The 19,111-nt window shown below is 68.8% G+C and carries 14 protein-coding genes; 6 read left to right on the top strand and 8 right to left on the bottom strand.

Annotated features, from left to right (window positions below; translation table 11 throughout):
- Window positions 1-96 precede the first annotated feature (96 nt).
- Together CHC09_RS15820 and CHC09_RS15815 are read right to left on the bottom strand one after the other, a co-directional pair.
- A complete protein-coding gene (locus CHC09_RS15820) occupies window positions 97-1,158 on the bottom strand; it encodes a cellulose binding domain-containing protein (RefSeq protein ID WP_089293863.1) in 1,062 nt (353 codons plus the stop codon).
- A gap of 33 nt (window positions 1,159-1,191) precedes the next feature.
- A complete protein-coding gene (locus CHC09_RS15815) occupies window positions 1,192-2,583 on the bottom strand; it encodes a non-reducing end alpha-L-arabinofuranosidase family hydrolase (protein WP_089293862.1) in 1,392 nt (463 codons plus the stop codon).
- A gap of 276 nt (window positions 2,584-2,859) precedes the next feature.
- On the opposite strand from CHC09_RS15815, the gene CHC09_RS15810 reads away from it, so the two are divergent.
- From CHC09_RS15810 to CHC09_RS15800, 3 genes are all read left to right on the top strand, one after another.
- Window positions 2,860-4,146: an extracellular catalytic domain type 1 short-chain-length polyhydroxyalkanoate depolymerase gene (locus CHC09_RS15810; protein WP_089293861.1), complete on the top strand. Its 1,287-nt coding sequence runs from the start codon at window positions 2,860-2,862 to the stop codon at window positions 4,144-4,146.
- Between the two features lie 105 nt (window positions 4,147-4,251).
- On the top strand, window positions 4,252-5,334 hold the full coding sequence (locus CHC09_RS15805) for an amidohydrolase family protein (protein WP_239138232.1): 1,083 nt from the start codon (window positions 4,252-4,254) through the stop codon (window positions 5,332-5,334).
- A 13-nt stretch (window positions 5,335-5,347) separates the two neighbouring features.
- Complete coding sequence (locus CHC09_RS15800) at window positions 5,348-6,643, top strand: type I glutamate--ammonia ligase (RefSeq protein WP_089293860.1); 1,296 nt, start codon at window positions 5,348-5,350, stop codon at window positions 6,641-6,643.
- Between the two features lie 156 nt (window positions 6,644-6,799).
- On the opposite strand, the gene CHC09_RS15795 is transcribed toward CHC09_RS15800, so the two are convergent.
- A complete protein-coding gene (locus CHC09_RS15795; RefSeq protein ID WP_239138231.1) occupies window positions 6,800-8,191 on the bottom strand; it encodes a PAS domain-containing hybrid sensor histidine kinase/response regulator in 1,392 nt (463 codons plus the stop codon).
- A gap of 131 nt (window positions 8,192-8,322) precedes the next feature.
- On the opposite strand from CHC09_RS15795, the gene CHC09_RS47590 reads away from it, so the two are divergent.
- A complete protein-coding gene (locus CHC09_RS47590) occupies window positions 8,323-8,718 on the top strand; it encodes a hypothetical protein (protein WP_239138230.1) in 396 nt (131 codons plus the stop codon).
- A 470-nt stretch (window positions 8,719-9,188) separates the two neighbouring features.
- Here CHC09_RS47590 and CHC09_RS15785 read toward each other — a convergent pair whose 3' ends face one another.
- A complete protein-coding gene (locus CHC09_RS15785; RefSeq protein ID WP_203833084.1) occupies window positions 9,189-10,010 on the bottom strand; it encodes an MBL fold metallo-hydrolase in 822 nt (273 codons plus the stop codon).
- Window positions 10,011-10,220: 210 nt separating this feature from the next.
- The gene (locus CHC09_RS15780; protein WP_239138229.1) at window positions 10,221-11,141 is read right to left on the bottom strand and encodes a nitronate monooxygenase; all 921 of its coding nucleotides are present in this window, start codon (window positions 11,139-11,141) and stop codon (window positions 10,221-10,223) included.
- Between the two features lie 512 nt (window positions 11,142-11,653).
- Between CHC09_RS15780 and CHC09_RS15775 the strand changes: the two genes are divergently transcribed.
- Complete coding sequence (locus CHC09_RS15775) at window positions 11,654-12,136, top strand: GNAT family N-acetyltransferase (RefSeq protein ID WP_089293856.1); 483 nt, start codon at window positions 11,654-11,656, stop codon at window positions 12,134-12,136.
- Window positions 12,137-12,716: 580 nt separating this feature from the next.
- Here the strand turns inward: CHC09_RS15775 and CHC09_RS15770 are convergent.
- From CHC09_RS15770 to CHC09_RS15760, 3 genes are all read right to left on the bottom strand, one after another.
- Window positions 12,717-13,673: a helix-turn-helix domain-containing protein gene (locus CHC09_RS15770; RefSeq protein ID WP_179277121.1), complete on the bottom strand. Its 957-nt coding sequence runs from the start codon at window positions 13,671-13,673 to the stop codon at window positions 12,717-12,719.
- A gap of 124 nt (window positions 13,674-13,797) precedes the next feature.
- A complete protein-coding gene (locus CHC09_RS15765; RefSeq protein ID WP_089293854.1) occupies window positions 13,798-17,532 on the bottom strand; it encodes a S8 family peptidase in 3,735 nt (1,244 codons plus the stop codon).
- 285 nt (window positions 17,533-17,817) lie between these two features.
- Complete coding sequence (locus CHC09_RS15760; protein ID WP_307833929.1) at window positions 17,818-18,183, bottom strand: VOC family protein; 366 nt, start codon at window positions 18,181-18,183, stop codon at window positions 17,818-17,820.
- Between the two features lie 125 nt (window positions 18,184-18,308).
- Here CHC09_RS15760 and CHC09_RS15755 point away from each other — a divergent pair, with 125 nt between their 5' ends.
- A complete protein-coding gene (locus CHC09_RS15755) occupies window positions 18,309-18,950 on the top strand; it encodes a TetR/AcrR family transcriptional regulator (RefSeq protein WP_089293852.1) in 642 nt (213 codons plus the stop codon).
- Window positions 18,951-19,111: the final 161 nt, after the last annotated feature.

Genomic DNA, 19,111 nt, shown 5'->3' with positions numbered 1-19,111 from the left:
TGCGATTTCTGATCGCACAAGGCCCCGGATCTTGGCTACGGTCGCGGGAGCCGGTACGGGGCAGCGTGGCGCCGTGGGTCAGGGCAGTACCGGCGTTCAGGGACTGGTGCAGCTGATGGCGGTGGGCGCGCTACCGCCGTTGCCGGTGGCGACGAACCCGAACGTGGTCGAGGCGCCGGCCGGCAGAGCACCGTTGTAGGAGGCGTTCTTCACGCTGATCGCGCCGCCGGTGCCGGTGTTCACGCCGTTCCAGAGGTTGGTGATGCTCTGCCCGCTCGCCAGGGTCAGGCGAACCGTCCAGCCGCTGACCGGTGCGGTTCCGGCTTGGATGGTCACTTCGGCCTGGTAGCCGGTGCCCCAGTTGTTGGTCAACCGATAGCCGGCCGTACAGGCACCGGTCGGGCTGGCCGGTGGTGTGCTCGCCGGGGTGGTGGGGCTGCTCGGTGTCGACGTGACAGGGGTGAGGCTGCCCGGCACCGAGCGCAGCGCGTCGTTCCAGACCGTGGCCATCTTGCTGTAGCCACCCGCGTTCGGGTGCACCCCGTCGGCCAGGTCGGCGGTGGTCAGCGCGTTGTACATCTGGACCAGGTGCACGTGCTTGCCGGCGTTGGCCTTGCTGGTCACGATCCCCGGGAGCTGGGCGTTGAAGGTACGCACCGTCGCGTCGCAGCAGGACAGCGGGGTGATCGTGGCCACGAACAGCTCGGACTGCGGCGCCTGGGTGGTGATGTGGTCGATCAGGGTGGACAGCCGCGACGGGGCGCCGGCGGGGTCGCTGCCGTACATGTCGTTGGTGCCGATGTGCAGCAGGATGGTGCGCGGCGTGTAGGTCTGCAGCCAGTTGACGATGTTGGCGTCGATCTGGGCGATGGTCCAGCCGGAGTGGCCTTCGTGGTCGTGGTCGCCCAGGCCGGCCGGCCCGTTGGCCGCCGAGCCGACGAAGTCGACGGTGTAACCGCCGGCGACAAGCTTCTGCCACAGGTCGATCCGGTAGCCGCCGGGAACGTTGAAGCCGTCGGTGATCGAGTCCCCCAGCGGCATGACCCGTACCCCACCATTGGATTCCGCGCTGGCCGCGCCGGCCGCGAGGGCTGTCGCGGCGACGAGGGTGGCCACCGTGGCGGCCGCGCTGACGAGCAGGCGCATCGGTTTTCGCATGACAGGTCCTTTCACGGCGCGGGGGCTGTGCGACTACCGCTGCAGGGTCAGCACCGCCGGCCGCCACGGCAGCAGGTTGTAGTCGCCACTGGAGCTGGGGTCACGGCCCTGGTAGAGCAGCTGCAGGTTGCAGGGATCGATTGTCATCGTCTGATCGGGGTTCGTGCGCACCAGATCGCCGTGGCTGATGTCGTTGGTCCAGGTGGCGCCGCTGTTGGCCTTGCCGGCGAACGGGTTGCTCTCGGAGGTGGTCTGCGGCGTCCACGTGCCGCCGAGGCTGGTGGCGGTGAACGAGCGGAAGTAGCGCCCGTTCGCGCCGATCGCCTCGACGATCATCAGGTACTGGTTCTGCCCCTGGACCTTGTAGACCTGCACCGCTTCGAACAGGTTGTTCGTGGAGTCGCTCAGGATCGTCGTGTACGACGAGCCGAAGTTGCCGGGGAAGTTTCCGATGGGCATGCCGGCCCGGTAGATCTTGCCGTTGTCGCCGGCGAAGAAGAGATACATGTTGGTGCCGTCGCCGATCAGGGTCTGGTCGATCGGTCCGTACGGAGCGTCGGAGACGCTTCCGGTGAACAGTGGCTGCGCCGCTGACCAGCCGTTGGCGTTGGTGGGGTCGCTCGACGTCCGGTACAGGAACGGGTATGCACCCCACTGGTAGGCGAGCACCCAGATGTTCTTCGGGGCGAAGTAGAACAGGGTGGGGGCGACGGTGGCCGAGGACATGCCGTTCTGGCCGGCCGAGGCCATGTCGGACCAGTTCGTGAAGGTGTTGAAGTTCATCGAGCCGTACGTACCGGCGGTCGACACGTTCGATCCGTAGACCAGGTGTTTGCCGTTGTGGACGACGCTGGTGAAGTCCTTGAGCGAGACCCATCCCGATTTCGGGGTCGCCAGCGAGCCCGTCGACGACCATCGGTACGTCGACGGAAGCGTGCACGTGCCGGGCGGGGCGCTGGTCGGGGCGCTGGTGGGCGCGCTGGTCGTCGGCGTGCTCGGCGGTGTCGTGCCGCCGGTGCACGTCACCCCGTTCACCGCGAAGTTCGCCGGCGCCGGATTGCTGCCCGTCCACGCCCCGTTGAAGCCGAACGTGACCGTGCCGTTGGTCGCGACCGCGCCGTTGTAGCTCACGTTCTTCGCGGTCACCGCCGATCCGCTCTGGGTCAGTGTCGTGTTCCACGCCTGGGTGACCGTCTGCCCCGCACCGAACGACCAGTTCAGCGTCCAGCCGGTAAGCGGATCACCGAGGTTGGTGATCGCGACCTCGGCGCCGAATCCACCGGCCCACTGGGACGTCACCGTGTACTTCACCGAGCAGCCCGCAGCCGCCGCGTTGGCCGGAAATGCCACGGCGACCGTCGCGAAGGCCAGCGCAACCACGCCGGCCGACGCCAGCCTGACATTGGTCGTCCTGAATCTGCTCATAGCGCTTGCTCTCCTGAGGGGATGGCGGCCCGCGCGCTCGGAGGGCGTCCAGCGGCCGTGCCAGGGACGTTACGGGAGCGCTCCCAGATGTTCAATCGAAAGACGTCACTGAAAAGCTGTTATGTGGCGCCGGGCAGGCAGGTCGTACCTCGTCAGCCGTTTCTTGAATGCATGGGAGCGCTCCCGTTACGATGCGGGGCATTTACATCCATCGCTGGGAGGGCCCTTGCCGTGCACCGGCCGTGACGGCTCCCATCCGCTCCCGAAGGACGTCGCATGAAGAAAATCTGGCTAGCCCTGCTCGCCGCGATCATCGCGTTCGCCGCGGCCGTCGCCCTGCCGGCCGCCCCCGCCTCCGCTGCCGCGCTGACCGAGGTGACCGGCTTCGGCAGCAACCCCACCGGCCTGCGCATGCACCTCTACGTGCCGGACCAGCGCCCCGCCAACCCGGCCGTGCTGGTCGCCGTGCACTACTGCACCGGCTCCGGCCCGGCGTTCTACTCCGGCACCGAGTTCAAATCCCTCGCCGACCAGTACGGCTTCATCGTGATCTACCCGTCCGCCACCCGCTCGGGCAACTGCTTCGACGTCTCCAGCCCGGGCGCCCTGACCCACAACAGCACCAGCGACCCGGCCGGCATCCTCTCGATGGTCAGATACGTTCAGCAGCACTACAACACCGACGTCAACCGCACGTTCGTCACCGGTGCCTCGTCCGGCGGCATGATGACCAACGTCCTGCTCGGCGACTACCCCGATGTGTTCGCCGCCGGTGCCGCGTTCATGGGCGTTCCGTTCGGCTGCTTCGCCGCCACCGCCGGTGACCCGACCAACCCCGCCAACCAGGCCGGCTGGAACAGCACCTGCTCGGCCGGGCAACTCATCAAAACCCCGGCGGCCTGGGGCGATCTCGTCCGGGCGGCCTACCCCGGCTACACCGGCCGGCGTCCGCGGATGCAGGTGTTCCACGGTGCCACGGACACGACGCTGGCGTACCCGAACTTCGGCGAAGAGATCAAGCAGTGGACCAACGTGCTCGGCGTCAGCCAGACACCGGTCGCCACCGACACGCCGCAGTCCGGCTGGACCCGCACCCGCTACGGCACGAACATCGTCCAGGCGCCCGTCGAGGGCATCAGCGTCGCCGGCGTCGGCCACTCCCTGCCGCTGAGCGGCATGGCCAAGATGGTGATCTCCTTCTTCGGCCTCGACGGTACGACCACGACCCCGACCACGCCCACGACGCCGCCCACCACGACGCCGCCGGCGTCCGGCGCCTGCACCGCGACCGTGTCGCTGAACTCCTGGACCGGAGGCTACGTCGCCACGGTACGGGTGACCGCGGGGTCGGCGGCGCTCACCGGTTGGACCGTGACCGTGGCATTGCCGTCGGGCAGCGCCGTGACCAACACCTGGAGCGCGACCGCGACCGGCAGCTCCGGCACGGTCAGCTTCCGCAACGCCGGCTACAACGGCACCGTCGCGGCCGGCGGCAGCACCGAGTTCGGATTCCAGGGCACCGGCAACGGACCCACCACCACGCCGGCCTGTCAGGCCGGCTGACGACGCTCGTGGGCCTGCCGGCCGGCTCGTGCAGGCCCACGCCGTCGTCGGACACCAGAGTGAGCGTTCGGCCCCCGGATCCGGGCCGGCCGCGATACTGGACCGGTGCGCCTGATCGATCACCACTGTCACGGCGCGGTGACCGACCCGCTCGACCGGGCGAGGTTCGAGTCGCTCGCGACCGAATCGGACCGCCCGGCGCCACCGGGCTGCTCGATGTTCGACTCACAGCTGGGTTTCGCCGTGCGGCGCTGGTGTGCACCGGTTCTGGACCTCGAGCCGCACGCGGATCCGGAGGCCTACCTGGCCCGGCGGCGGGAGCTGGGAGCGGCCGAGGTGAACCGCCGGCTGCTGCGGGCGGCCGACGTCGACATGTTCCTGGTCGACTCCGGGTACCGCCCCGGTGAGCTGCTGGACGGGCCGGAGATGGCGGCGGCCGCCGGGGCGGAGGTCCGCGGGATCGTACGCCTGGAAGCCGTTGCCGAGGCGTTGCCGGAGGTGACCGCGGCGGGTTTCGCCGATGCCCTCTCAGCCGCCCTCGACCTTGCCGTGGCGAGCGCCGTCGGCGTCAAGTCGATCGTCGCGTACCGGTACGGCCTGGATTTCGATCCGCTGCCGCCGAGCCGGCGGGAGGTGGCCCGGGCCGCGGGAAGATGGCTGCGCCGCGGCCGGCCGCGGCTGGACGACCCGGTGCTGCTGCGCCATCTGATCTGGGCCGGTGTGGAGCGGGGCCTGCCCCTGCAGCTGCACGTCGGCTTCGGCGACCCGGACCTCGACCTGGCGCGCTGCGACCCGCTGCTGCTGACCGGCTTCCTGCGGGCGACCCGCGACCGGGACGTCAGCGTCATGCTGTTGCACTGCTATCCGTTCCACCGCCAGGCCGGTTACCTGGCGCACGTGTTCCCGCACGTGTACGTCGACGTCGGGCTGGCCGTCAACCATGTGGGTGCCCGTGCCCCGGCGGTCGTGGCCGAGTCGCTCGAACTGGCCCCCTTTCACAAGGTGCTCTACTCCTCCGACGCGTTCGGGCTGGCCGAACTGCATCATCTCGGCGCGCTGGCGTTCCGGCAGGCGTTCGAGACGGTCACCGGCGGGTGGGTCCGTGCGGGACGATGGTCGGCGGCCGACGCCACCCGGGTGGGAGACCTCGTCGGATCCGGTAACGCCCAGCGGGTATACCGGCTATGAAAGGGAGGTGGGTATGCCCGGGGTGCTGCAGTTGCGCGAGCGAGGGGTACGCGGCGTCATCCTTTCGTACGTGGACACGGCCGGCATCAACCGCATAAAGACCGTGCCGCTGTCCCGGCTGGAGCACGCCGTCCAATGGGGTGTCGGCATCTCGCCGGTGTTCGACGTCTTCCTCGCCGACGACTCGACCACCAGCACCGACCGGCTCGGTGGCCCCGACGGTGACCTGCGCCTGCGCCCGGATCTCGACCGGCTCGTGGTGCTGGCGGGGCAGCCCGGCTGGGCGTGGGCGCCGGCCGACCGGTTCACCCAGGAGGGCGAGCCGTGGATCGCCGACCAGCGCGGATTCACCCGGCGGATGGTGAGCCGGGCGGCGGCCGAGGGCCTGTCGTTCCGGACCGCGATCGAGGTCGAGTGGGCGGTCGGGCGCGACGAGGACGACTTCGTCGCGGCGTGCCGCGGCCCGGCGTACGGGATGACCCGCCTGGTCGAACTGAGCGACTACGCCCGCGACGTGCTGATCGCGCTGGAAGAGCAGGGCGTCCAGGTCGAACAGTTGCATCCCGAGTACGCGGCCGGGCAGTTCGAGGTGTCCATCGCCGCCACCGATCCGCTCGGCGCGGCCGACGACAATGTCCTGGTACGCCAGACCATCCGCGCGGTGTCGCACCGGCACGGGTTGCGTGCGTCGTTCGCGCCGGTGGTGCTCGCCGGGCGGGTCGGCAACGGCGGCCACGTCCACCTGTCCGCGTGGCGCGACGGAGCCAACCTGTTCACCGGTTTCCCGTCCAGCGCCGGCGGATTCGCGGCGGCCGGCATCCTGGCCCACCTTCCGGCGCTGCTCGCGGTGGGTGCACCCACCCCGGCGAGCTATCTGCGGCTGGTGCCGTCGCGGTGGGCGGGCGCGTTCGCCTGCTGGGGCGTGGAGACCCGGGAGACGGCGCTGCGGTTCGTGCCGGGGACCGCGGGTCTGGCCGGGGCGGCGAACCTGGAGGTGAAGTGCTTCGACCTGACCGCGAACCCGTACCTGCTGCTCGGCGCGCTGGTGGCGGCGGCGCTGGACGGGCTCGCCGGCCGGCGGCCGCTGCCGGAGCCGGTCGCCGGCGATCCGACGAATCTGCCGGACGCGCCGCGGTTGCCGACGACGCTGGACGCGGCGGTGGACGCGTTCGCGGCGGATGAGACGTTGCGGGAGGCGCTCGGGACGACATTGTTCGACGCGGTCGTGGCGGTACGCCGGGCCGAGGCGGCCCGCTTCCGGGACGCCGATCCGGAGGAGGTGGCGGCGGCTCTGCGCTGGGTCTATTGACCCGTACGCCACACCGGCGAGGTCACCGGTTCGACCCGGTATCGCCCACGAGAAGCCGCATTCGAATCGCCTGCCAGACCTGACAGGCGGTTCTTCGCTGTTGGTTCGGCATCAAGAGCACAGCCCGCGCCATGTGCGCCGACCACCCGCACCCGCTTAGCCTCGACGGATGCCGATGCCATCGTGCCCGGGCAGTGGGCGGTCGGTGTCGGGTGTGACCGCAGCGGTGAGCAGATGGTGGATTTGGTCGAGCAGCTCGTCGGCGGTGAAGGGCTTCTGAATCAGCTCGATGTCGGGATCGATGCCATGCTCGGCGGCCAGCACGCCTTCGGTGTACCCGGACATGAAGAGCACGGGTAGCCGGGGTTGGCTCTGCTGGATGAGCTCGGCCAGGGTCGGGCCGGACATGTTGGGCATGATGACGCCGCTGAGCAGCAGGTCGAAGCGTTTGTGTTCGATTTCCTGGAGCGCGCTCGGTCCGTCGCCGACTGCGGTGACGGTGTAGCCGTTCTCCCTGAGGATGCGCACGACGAGGTCCCGAACGCCGTCCTGGTCCTCGACGACGAGTACATGCTGGCCGTGCGCGACGGGCGGGCGCACCGGAGCCGGGGCGTCGATCTCTGTCGCGGGCTCGGCGGCGACCGGGAACAACAGCCGGAACGTGGTTCCCGCGCCTGGTTCGGATTCGACGCCGATGCCACCGCCGGCCTCGGTGACGATGCCGTAGACCGTGGCCAGCCCCAGGCCCGTACCGCGGTCCTGAGGCTTGGTGGTGAAGAACGGCTCGAAGATGCGGGCGGCCACCTCCGGGGGTATGCCCGTGCCGGTGTCTCGGATCAGTAGCTGGACGTAGAGCCCGGGTGGTATTGCCGGGTTGATGCCGGGCGGTTCCTCGTCGACCTCGGTCTTGCTCGCCTCCGCGACGACGGTGCCGCCCTGCGGCATGGCGTCGCGTGCGTTGATGATGAGGTTGAGCATGACCTGCTCCAATTTGATTCGATCGGCCTCGACCATCAGGGGCTCCGGTGCCTGTCGCACGATCAGTTCGATGTGCTCGCCGAGCATCGGGGCGAGCAGGTCGTGGGAGTCGGCGAGAATCAGGTTCAGGTCTATCGCTTCGGCCTGGGTCGGTTCGCACCTGGCGAAGATCAGCAGTTGGCGGCAGAGCATCCGGGCGCGGTCGGCGGCGGCGCGCACCCGGGCGAGGTCGTCCTGCGCACTGCCGACGCCGGCGCCCTGTTCGATGGCGAAGTCGGTGTAGTTGAGGATGATCGCGAGCAGATTGTTGAAGTCGTGTGCCACGCCACCGGCGAGCCGGCCCAGGCTCTCCAGCCGTTCGGCCTGGGCCGACCGTTCACTCAACAGCCGCTCGCGGGCCTCCATGGCCCGCTGCTCGGTGAGGTCCCGGTGGGTGATGCAGACCTCGAAGACGCCACCGTCGCTGCCGTGCAGGCCCGCCAGTCTGGCGGACACGGCCACGTGGCTGCCGTCCTTGCGTTTCCGCTCGGTCTCGAAATCGTCGATCCGATGCTGGCGAATTAGCCGCACCGTCCGGGAGACTTCGTCCGCCGTGACCCCGAATATTGACACTGCCCCCGATCGCCTCCTGCGCCGTGTAGCCGTAGATGCGTTCCGCGGCTGGATTCCATCCGGTTATGGTGCCGTCCAGGGAGGCGGTGATGATCGCATCGCGTGACGACCGGACGATCTCCGCCAGTCTCGCCCGGCCTCTAACCGCCTGTTGCTCCGCGATCTGCCGGCTGCGCGCCAAACCGACGCACACCGCAGTGATGCAGGCGGCAAGCAGCAGGCGCTTTATCTCAAGAGAATTGAGCGCCAGCACGTCGGGGGTGGAGATCCACAGGGCAAGCACCATCATGCAAACGCCGATGGCGGCAACAGCGCGGGGCCTGGCGGAACCTACGGCCAGGCACGGTCCGACCGCCAACATGCTGAAAAACAGCTGCTGCGTTGCCGGTACCACCACGGCTGCGATCGCCGACACGGTGACGGCCGCCACGGCCACGATCAACACGGTTGTCGACGACAACATCAAGCCGCGCTCCGCGTCGTGAGCGGGCGCGGGTCGCAGGCGGCGCCAACGCGTTGATATGTGGAACATGACCGGACCCCCACGCACCGGCAGCCTCAGCCGTTCACGCGCGCGACCCGAGGCCCCCCTTGGGCTCTATGTGAAGAATGCCACAATCACCCATACCGTACCCGCGTGGCGTCAACGACGGAGCCCTGATCAGTCGTTCGGCCGAGAGCCGGAAGCAGGCGGTTGCGGCGTTGACTGTCATGCTTCAACAACGGTCGCCGGGCGACCGCGGCCGTACCGCCGGTGCTGATGATGGATTGGATCAGCGGGGCGGCGCTACGGCGGCTGAGCGGTAACCGGCCAGGGCATGCGGCGTACGGCCGATACCCGTGACGATCGGCCCCTGAGCTGCGGGTGATCAGGCGGATCCGAGCAGGGCCTTGGCGCCTGCCTGGTAGTCGGAAAGTGCAAGGAACGCGAGGCCCCGGCGGTTTGGCGCCGCGTTCAGGCTTGGAGGTAGTTGTCGATGAGTCGATGCAAGCGGTCCCGGTCGAAGCTGGGTCCGTGCCCGGCGTGAATCACGCGTACCGGCAGGTCGCGCAGCCGACGCAACGATCGGGCGTACTCTTCGGGGTCGCTGCCGGGCAGCGAGTCCAGCAGGCCACCGTCGTAGATGACGTCTCCACTGAACAGCGTGCCGTCGGCCGGGTCGAAAAGGGCGATGCTGCCGGGACTGTGACCGGGCAGGTGCAGGACGATGAGAGTCCGGTCGCCAAGGTCTACGACGTCGCCGTCGGTGAGTGCCCGAGTCACTGTCGCGGGCTGCACCCGGTACGCCGCGGGTTGGTAGCCGGCGTGCGGGAGGGCGGTGAGCAGCAATGGCGGCAGGGGCTCGTTCAGGCCGAGTTCGGCGGCCAGGATCGGGCCGTGCAACGAGCCTGCTGCCGGGTTGCCGACCTGCTCCAGCGGGTGCGCCCAGACCTCGGTGAATTCGTGCGCTGAGCCCATGTGATCCAGGTGCGCGTGGGTCAGAACGAGCACGGGTTCACGATCGAAATGCTCGCGAAGCATCGGGGTCAACGCGGTGACGCCGAGCCCGCAGTCGATGAGCAGGTCGCGGTCCCGGCCGCGCAGATGCCAGGCGTTCGCGCTGAGCAGCTCATGGGCGTGTGGCTCTTCGATGAGCATGGTGCGCTCGTCCGGGTTGGTGAAGCGGAACCATTGCTGCGCCACGGGCAGCTCGGCAGCGCTTGCGCCGACCCACGACGGCCACCGTCGCCACCACCCGAACGGCACGCCGATCGGCCCCCGAACGTCATTCGTCACCGTCGAAGTGAACGACAGCGGCCCTGTGACCAGTCTGAGCGATGCTGAGGAACGTCACAGACGGTGGACCCTGGTCCCCACCGTCGAGAAGCATCGGGAACCGTAGATTCCAGCGTGCTGCGAGACAGCCACTAACGGCCCATCACCCACGCCGCGATCTACCCCGATGCCGTCGCCCTCGCCGCAACGATCCTCAAGTCCCGACGGCGGTCAACTCCGTCCCGCCCGATCCAGGGCGACCTCAGCCTGGGCAGCGAGGTCGGCGACCAGATCGGCCGCGGAGGGCACGTCGGCGACCAGATCGAAGCCCTCGCCGGCCCAGACCGGTAGCGGCGGGATGACGCCCCGCTCGACATCGTTCTGATAGTCCCGCCTGGCCAGCGGATCACCCACCAACTCATCCTCTCGGCCACGCCACCGGTCAAGATACGGATGACCAAGAGTCCGGGCGGTGTATTTCCCCGGCCACGCGGAGCCGCGGACGATATCCAGCACCACGCTGCGCTCGGTGTCCCCGCCCCGCCCCTCGACAATCGCGTTGACGACCGCGGGATCGACCAAAGCCTCTACCGTGGCCTGGAAACGAGTACCGACCAGCGCCCCGGCAGCGCCCAGCGCCAGGACCGCGGCTACTCCCCGGCCGTCAGCGATCCCACCGGCCGCCAACACCGGCACCGGCCCCGCCAGATCCACCACGACCGGAACGAACGGCAACGTGGACCGCCCACGCCGAGCACCGTGGCCACCGGCCTCGGTGCCTTGCGCCACGATCACATCAGCCCCCAGATCCACCGCCTGCCGAGCCTCCTCCAGGTCGGTCACCTGGATGATCAGCGCCGCCCCGGCCTCCTGGATGACCTTCACGAACGGCGCCGGGTCACCGAACGACAACATCACCGCGCTGGGGCCGTACTCCAGCGCATGCTCCACAACAGCAGACGTGACCGCCCAGGTCAGAAAGCCAACACCCCACGGCCGGTCGCCGTCCGCGGCAACGATCGGCAACTCACGATCCAACCACTCCCGGTCCCCGCCACCCACCATCCCGAGCCCGCCACCACGAGACACCGCCGCGGCCAGCGCACCCCCCGCCGAACCACCCATCGGCGCCAGCCCAATCGGATGCCGCACCCCGAACAACCTCGTAAAGCCCGTCGACAACGCCATAGCCGCATTCTCGCTACGGAAACTCGGTCACACGACCCCTGGCACGACCACGAACTGGAAGGCCGAGACGGCCGCCAACCATCCACGAAAACCAGAAAAACCCAATGGCAGCGACCGCCGACCAGCTCGCCACTCAATATTCCTCACCCCAGGTCAGCGCGATCTCAGTGAGGACGATGCGCTGTCACAGGACTGATTTCGTTCGTAAGAACGAGGCTCTGGCGCGAACACCGTGATTGACCTTGGACAAGTGCGTGCCGCTACCGTGACGAGCTGATCGACCTCCAGGTGCGCAGGGAGTCTGGTCAGATCGTGGCGCAACGAACTGGTCCGAACTGGACAGCTGGCGTCGGCGCGGCTGGGATGATCCCTGCACCGTCGCGAATGATCCCATCTGGCCGTCGGCACCCAGCGCGCGGACAGCGGCAGACCTGGGCCTCTCCGCGACGAGTGGCAGGTCGACGGATACTGAAAGCATGACTCGCGCGTACTCGGTGCGTCCTGCCACCGACGGCGACCTCGCATCGGTACTTGCAGTGCTGGCAGACAACCAATCCAGCCGGCCAATGGAACTACCTGCCCCTGCTACCTCTCCCTCGAGTCGGCAGATCGCGATGTGGAGCCGGATCGCTCGCAGTCCCGATGTGACGGTCTACCTTGCTGAGTTCGACGGGCAACCGGTCGGCACGGCGTGCCTGTCAATTCTGCCGAACATCACCTACGACTGCCATCCGACGGCATTCATCGAGGCCGTAGTGGTTCGGTACGAACATCGTCGGCGAGGAGTAGCAAGACTCATGCTCGGACGCGCTCTCGAAGCCGCCCGTCGCGAGGACTGCTTCAAGGTCCAACTGCTGACGCACAAGAGGCACGCGAGCGACGGTGCACATGACCTCTACCGCTCACTCGGCTTCGAGGCGGAAGCCGAGGGTTTCCGGCTCTACCTGCGCGACGCCTGACTCCCTGGCCGCTCCGCTATGACGGTCGCTCATCGGCTATGACAGTGCGTCATGCCGATGGCGCCTCGGTCGGCGGGGCGCCGTCGGTCGCGGATGGCGAGCGGCCTCGTTACTGCTCGGCGGGGTCCTCGTTGTTGCAGGCGTGCCGGGAGTGAAGCGCGTGCGCCACCGGTGGCGGAGAATCGGACAACAGGCGGTCACCGCACTCGCCTTCATGATCGACGAGTGGTGGTCGAGGTGACCGGGGCCGTGGCGCCGTTGCTTGATGGATTAGATCAGCGCGGCGGCGCTACGGCAGGTGGTGGCCGCTGAACGGTCAGGGTGTGCGTCGGCGTACGGCCGGTGGGGTCACGATTGGCCCCTGAACTGCGGGTATGCGGTTCGGATCCTGCCACGTACGGTCCGCGACGAGGAGACGGACGGAGAGCGTCGCACCGGTGAAGGTGATCCTCCACCTTCAACTGAGCGACCTACCAGCCCAACCGTGACAGCCCTCGCGCCGTCTTTACCCTGACCCTAGCGGGAATATATAGGGATAAGAAACCGCCCTAATCATGCGTAACCGCCCTCTCGCAGCACGTCACGCCCACTGTTTGCGGGCGGCCACCCACCCCAGCTGGATCCGGCTGTCCACGCCAGCCTTGCCCATCAATTGTCGGATCCGGCGGTGCAGGGTTCGCGCGGACAGCCCCAGCTGACCGGCGATCGCCTGGTCGGTCAGGCCGGACAGTAGCAGGGCGAGCACCTGCCTATCCAGGTCGTCGAGGTCGTCCGGGTGGGTTTCGATGAGTTCGGACGGGCCTGCGCGCAGCGGGTAGCCGCGTTCCCACTCGGCCTCGAAGTAGGAGATCAGCACCGACAGCAGGCCGCTGCGGTGGATCAGAATGGATGCCGGGGAGTCGTGCCGGTCGCCGTACAGCGGGAGCAGGGCCGTTTCGCCGTCCACGATCATCATCTTGATCGGCACGGTGTCGACCACTCGGATCTGTTGGCCGGCGGCGAGGCTGGCGCGTATGTCGTCGGTCATGTCCGGACCGGAGAACGCGCGCCGGTCCAATAGTGCGCGATATCGCACGCCACGGCGGAGCGCGGCGCCCTCCGCCGTGTTCTTGCGGTGCGGAACAACCCGCAGATCGGGTACGACCATCGAGCACACCTCGTCGCGCGCGGCCTCCTGGATCTGGAAGAACCGGCGGCGTACGGCCTGAATGTCGGTGAGGATCTCGATGACGTCGTTAGGGAGCCCGGACGTGCGGTATTCCTCGGCGAGCGCGGCGACGGCGAACTCCGCATCGCGCAGGTCGGCCTGTCGCCGGCGGAGCAGCGCACCGAGGGAGACCGACGGCGGGGCGGGCACGAAGACCGGGTCGCCGCCGGAGGCCAGTCCGCGTTCGATCAGGGACGCCAGGACATCGCCGATCTCGGCGGCGCACCGGCCGGTGGCCTCGGCCAGATCCTCGGCTCGTGCCAAGCGTCGGGCCACCAACTGCCGGTAGACGTCCTCCTCGGCAGCGTCGAGACCGATCGGTTCCAGCATGGACGTCTCACCCCGGGAGTGAGGATAGCTCCGATGGATGGCTTCGACGCTGCACCCCTCGTGAGGACGAAACGCGAAGGGGCGGCCCCGCAGGGTCTCAGGGGCCGCCCGCCACGCCACGCGGCTACGGACGCAAGCCGTAGGCGCGGGAGATCTCCTGATGGATCGTGTTGCCGGCGGTGTCTCGGGCGGTCGCCGACAGCGAGACGAACCCGCTGCGGGGCGCCGTGAAGGTGGCGAGCCACCCGGTTCCGGAGGGGGTCGCCGGCACGGTCTGCCAGGAGTCGCCGTCATCGAACGAGACGGCGAGCGTCACTTTGCCGATCTTTCCGGCGCCGACCGCGCCGGGCAGGTGGGTCGGGGTGATCCTGAGCTGCTGACGGCCGCCACGGGCGTCACCGGCCAGGTTGGTCTCGATGCCGTAGTCCATCTGGAGCACCGGCAGAAGGTCGGCGTCGTCGGGATGGGCGACCGGCTGGGAGACGACCTCCCACACGGTGTGTGTGGCGGGCGAGAGTCGGTATACGGCTGCGTCCCGGCTGGCGTGCAGGTCGAGCTTGTAGATGGTGGTGCCGGGCGGGTTCTGCTCCAGGAACCCGGATGCCCAGGCCGACTCGCTGACCAGTTTGCCGTTCTCGGAGATCGCCATGTGCAAGGTATCGCCGGTCTGCATGAATCCGGCGTGCCCGGTCCCGCTGTCCGCCCACGGCTGCACGTTGAACTCGGTCCAGGTCTCGTGACGGGTGGACGACCAGAACGAGCTGTTGTTGGCGGGCCGCACCACCGGACCGAAGAACCGCACTGCGGTCCGGCTGCCCGGCCGGTAGGCCCGCGTCTCGCCGATCGAGACCAGTTCGAGGTTCGCGCCACCGACCGCGGCCTCCGACCACGTCGTGCCCGGCTGCGCTGAAAGGTAGTCGACCCGGGTGGAGGGAAACTGGATGGCCAGTTCACTACCGAGCGAGTACCTCCGGTACGGCCGGTAGTCCCGGCGGAACTCGGCGCCGTCACGGACGGTGTCGCCGTGGAACTTCATGTCCACGCTGGCCAGGTCCTTCGGCCGCGGCCGGTAGGCCAGCGATGCCGGAATCCGGCCAGGGTGCGGGTCGACCAGATCGTAGGCGAACGGTGAGTTGATCGAGCCGGTCACCATCAAGGAGGTCGTGCGGCTCAGCGTCCGCCCGGTCCGGGCGGTGACGCCGAGAACCGGGATCGGTTGCCGCGTGCCGTCGTCGTTACCGACCCACTCGTTCAGCTTGCCCGCCGCGTCGTTGACGACGATCAGCATTGCGGCGCCGGCTTCGACCGCCGCTCGCGCCCGCTGGCTGCCGGTCAGGTCCGGGGTACGCGGTACGACCACCGCCTTGCCGCGGACATTCCGGCCGGAGTAGTCACCGGTGGCCAGGTATACCGCCTGGAGCCGGGTCTTCCCGTTGTACAGGAGCGACCCCGGTTGGCCCAGGAAGTCGATCGGCCGGCCGGCGGCGGTGACGGTCAGCAGCGGCTGGGTCTTGCGCCAGCGGGTCTCGAACTCGAACTCGCCGCGGGTCACCTTCGCGGTGGGCAGCGCATACATCGTGTCGACCCAGGGGGGCAGCAGGTACTGGTCGGCGAGGACGCTGTCCGCGCCATCGCTGCGATACCAGTCCAGGTACAGCATTCGGTCCGCGGTCTTCGCGGGCACCGTGGCGGTGGCTTCGACGGCCTTGCGGGCATCCAGGTCGACCGAACGGTCTCGGTCCAGGACGATCTCCGGGTTGCCGAGCAGTGCCGTGCCGATCGAGTCCGGCCCGTGGCTGCCCGGCACGTCCAGGTAGGTCAGGATGCTGTAGGTGCCGGGCCGCAGCCGCAGTTCCAACCGCCCGGACGTGCCGTACGGAATCACGTACGGGTCGACCTCGCCGAACTTCTGAAGCAGCAGGTAGCCCTCGGCGTTCGCGCCGGCCCGGTCCCGGATCGTGATGTTCAGGTCGTGCCGTTCCTCCTCGGAGTACAGGCCCAGCTTGGTACGCGCCCGCACCTGCCCGCCCCGGCTCGCGGTCACCTCACCGAGGTAGCGCCGCCCGTCAGCGGCCGTCTTCGGATGGGCGGTCGCGGTGACCGACGCGGTCCCGTGGGCCGGCACCACGACCTGATTCGTGGAGAGGGTGAACATGTCCGGCGCCGGGGTGCCCGCGTCGGCGCGCGGATCGGTGTCGTACGGCCCACCCGCGATCTCGCCCGACACCTCGAGGTCCAGCGTCACCGCCTCGTCGCCGGTGTTGGTATAGGTCAGGCTCCGGTCCGCCTCGGCCGGGTCCGGATGCGGCCAGCCGACGAACCCGAAGTACGCCGACCCGGTGGCGGTCACCGACGCCGCGGTCGCCGCGGCCACGTCCACCCGGCCCGCGCCGACCTGGTAGGCGTCGCTCCCGGCCACCTCGGCGGCCGAGCTCATCAGTGCGTTCTTCAGCTCGGCGGCCCGCCACCGCGGGTGCTGCTGGGCCAGGATCGCGGCGGCGCCCGCGACGTGCGGGGTGGCCATCGAGGTGCCGCTCATCGACTGGTACCAGCCGTCCTGCGCGTTGCCACCGGCCTTGGCGGCAAGAATCTCCACACCCGGGGCGACGATGTCCGGCTTCAGCCCGTAGTCGCCGAACCGCGGGCCGACGCTGGAGAAGGAGGCCGGCTGGTTCGCGGAGTCGACCGCGCCGACGGTCAGGGCCGCGTCCGCGGCACCGGGGGCGCTGATCGCTCCTTCCGCCCCGTTGTTGCCGGAGGCGATCACGAAGAGCGCGCCGGTCTGCTCGGTCAGCCGGTTCACCGCGGTGCTCAGGGGGTCGGTGCCGTCGCTCGGCTGGCCGCCGCCGAGGCTCATGCTGATCACCCGGGCGCCATGCGTGGCGGCCCACTCCATCCCAGCGATCACGCCGGAGTCGGCGCCCTCGCCGGAGTCGGACAACACCTTGCCGATGAGCAGGTCGGCCTTCGGCGCGACGCCGCGTTCGGCGCCGCCGGACGCCGCTCCGCTACCGCCCACGGTCGAGGCGACGTGCGTGCCGTGGCCGTTCTGGTCCTCGACCCCCTCGCCGGGCACGAAGCTGACCGCGGTGCTGATCCGGCCGGCCAGGTCGGGGTGGTCGGTGTCAGCGCCGGTGTCCAGGACGGCGACCGGCACGCCGGCACCGTCCAGCCCGGCGGCCCACGCGGCGGGCGCGCCGATCTGCGCGGTGCTCTCGGCGAGGTCGGCGTGCACCTTGCCGTCGAGCCAGACGGTCGAGATGCCGCCGGAAAGCAGGCCGGGCTCCGATTTGGCCGCGATCGGGCCGACGGACCGCTCGGTGACCGCCTCCCAGGTGCGGCGGGTCTGCCGCTTGGCCGCCCGTACCGCGGTGCCGTGGACACTGGCCAGGGAACGGACCTTGGTGGTGCCGTCCGGCACCGGCCCGCGCGCCGCGGCCTGGTCGGTGTAGCCCACAATCAGCGGGAGGCTGTCGCTGTGCCCGTCGTCGTAGCCGTCACGGATCAGCGTGGTCACATTGAACAGCCGCCGGTCGACGCGCTTCTCGGCCAGGTACGGCAACACCTCGTCCGGAATGACATACAGGTCCCTGCCGATCGTTTGGGCGTGCACGCCACCGATGGCGCCGTCGGGGCGCTGCACGTCGGTGGTGTACCGGCCGCCGCCGAGGTCAGTGACCCGCACCCGGTGGCCGGTGATCAGGGTGACCGAGGTCACCGACGCAACTGGTCGCGCTCCGGCCGGTCCGGCGGCCGCCGGACCGGCCGGAGCGACCAGCATTGACAGTACGGTGAGAGCGGCGGCCGCCCCGGGAACGACCCGGTAAGCACGCCGCTGATCAAGGATGAGCGAGGGCATGCCGAGTGTCCTACCGGGTCACCTGGCACCACTGAAAGGCATTCACGTTGACCGAATGCTGCCATGACAGTGATCAGCCAAACGGCGACAGTGCAACCCATCCATGGAGGTCACTGAGCGACGACTCAATGAGCGAGGCGGAACCGCCGCTTCCCGCTCTCCCGGCAACCACAAGATCTGATCACGGCCGACCCATCCGCCAGGTTGAGGTGTTCGACGGTGCGGCGTAGCCGGGTGCGTGCGGTGACCGATCAAGGGCCACCGTATGCGCGGCTGGAGTAACCGTCATGCGGCCGGGGTGACCCACTCGACGAACTGAATCACCACGCCATTGGGGTCGGTGATCTGGAACAACCGCTCTCCCCACGACTCCTCACGCAGCGGCAACGTGATCGGCACGCAGGCTTCGACCAAGCTCGCCAGGACCGCATCGAGGTCGGTGACGGTGAAGGCGAGAATCACACCAGCGGCTCGCTGGTCACGTTGTTCCTCGGGGAGAACCTCGATACCTCGCCGCAGCAGGACCAGGTCGGCGGCCTCATCCTCCCGGCGGAGTGCCGCAAAGCCGTCCGCCTCGGTCGTCGTCGCGTATCCGAGGTGGCTGGTTAGAAAGTCACGCGATGCGACGACGTCATCGACGGTGAGCGACACGGTGGTTGTGGTGATCTGCATGGAGTCCTTCCGGCAGCAGACTTCTTAGGCTGGACCTAACTTTAGGTCCAGCACAACTATGTGTCAACCATGAGTTTAGGTTGAGCCTATGGAAGACTGTCCACATGACCCCTGCTCCCATCAACCTGCGCGATCAGAAGAAGCAGCAGACCCGGCAAGCCATCTCGGACGTAGCTACCGCGCTGTTCATGGAGCATGGCTTCGAGGCCGTGACCATTGCTGACATCGCGAACGCGGCCAGGGTGGCCAAGATGACTGTCACCAACTACTTCCCGCGCAAGGAGGATCTGGCGCTGGACCTGGGCGACGCGTTCATCGGCTCTCTCGCCAAGACCGTCGCCGAGCGCGCGGTGGGCGAATCCGCCCTGGCTGCTCTGCGGCGAGCATTCCTCGCGGACGTCAAGCAACGCAACCCCGTGATCGGGTTCGCTGGAGTCCCGTTCATTCGAATGATCGTCGACAGCCCGACCCTCACCGCGCGGCTGCGCGACTTTCACGATCGGCGCGAACTGGCGCTCGCCGAACAGCTGGCTGATGACGGCCTTTCGACGACGGGAGATAGCCTCGCGCCCCGGATCGTGGCGGCGCAGTTCGGTGCCGCGCATCGGGCGCTGTTCGACGAGACTGTCCGCCGTACCCTCGCCGGCGACGATCCTGACCAGCTCAGCACGGCACTCACTCGCGCCGGCACCTGGACGTTCGACCTTCTGGAGGCGTCGCTGGGCAGCTACGCGATCCGGACCTGAACAACCTCGCCCTTGCTCTGACTTCCCCAACGGTGCTCCTCAAGGGGCTGCTTTGCGAGCGTTCGGGTATGCATCGTCCGGGCGGACCCTCGACTGATCTTGTCGGGCATGCTGCCGATGTCTGTTCGACAGAGCTGGCGACGAGGGGGCGACGGATCGCC

It is taken from the genome of Actinoplanes regularis, assembly GCF_900188005.1.
GTDB classification, from domain to species: domain Bacteria; phylum Actinomycetota; class Actinomycetes; order Mycobacteriales; family Micromonosporaceae; genus Actinoplanes; species Actinoplanes regularis.
This window is presented reverse-complemented; position numbering and strand designations above follow the sequence as displayed.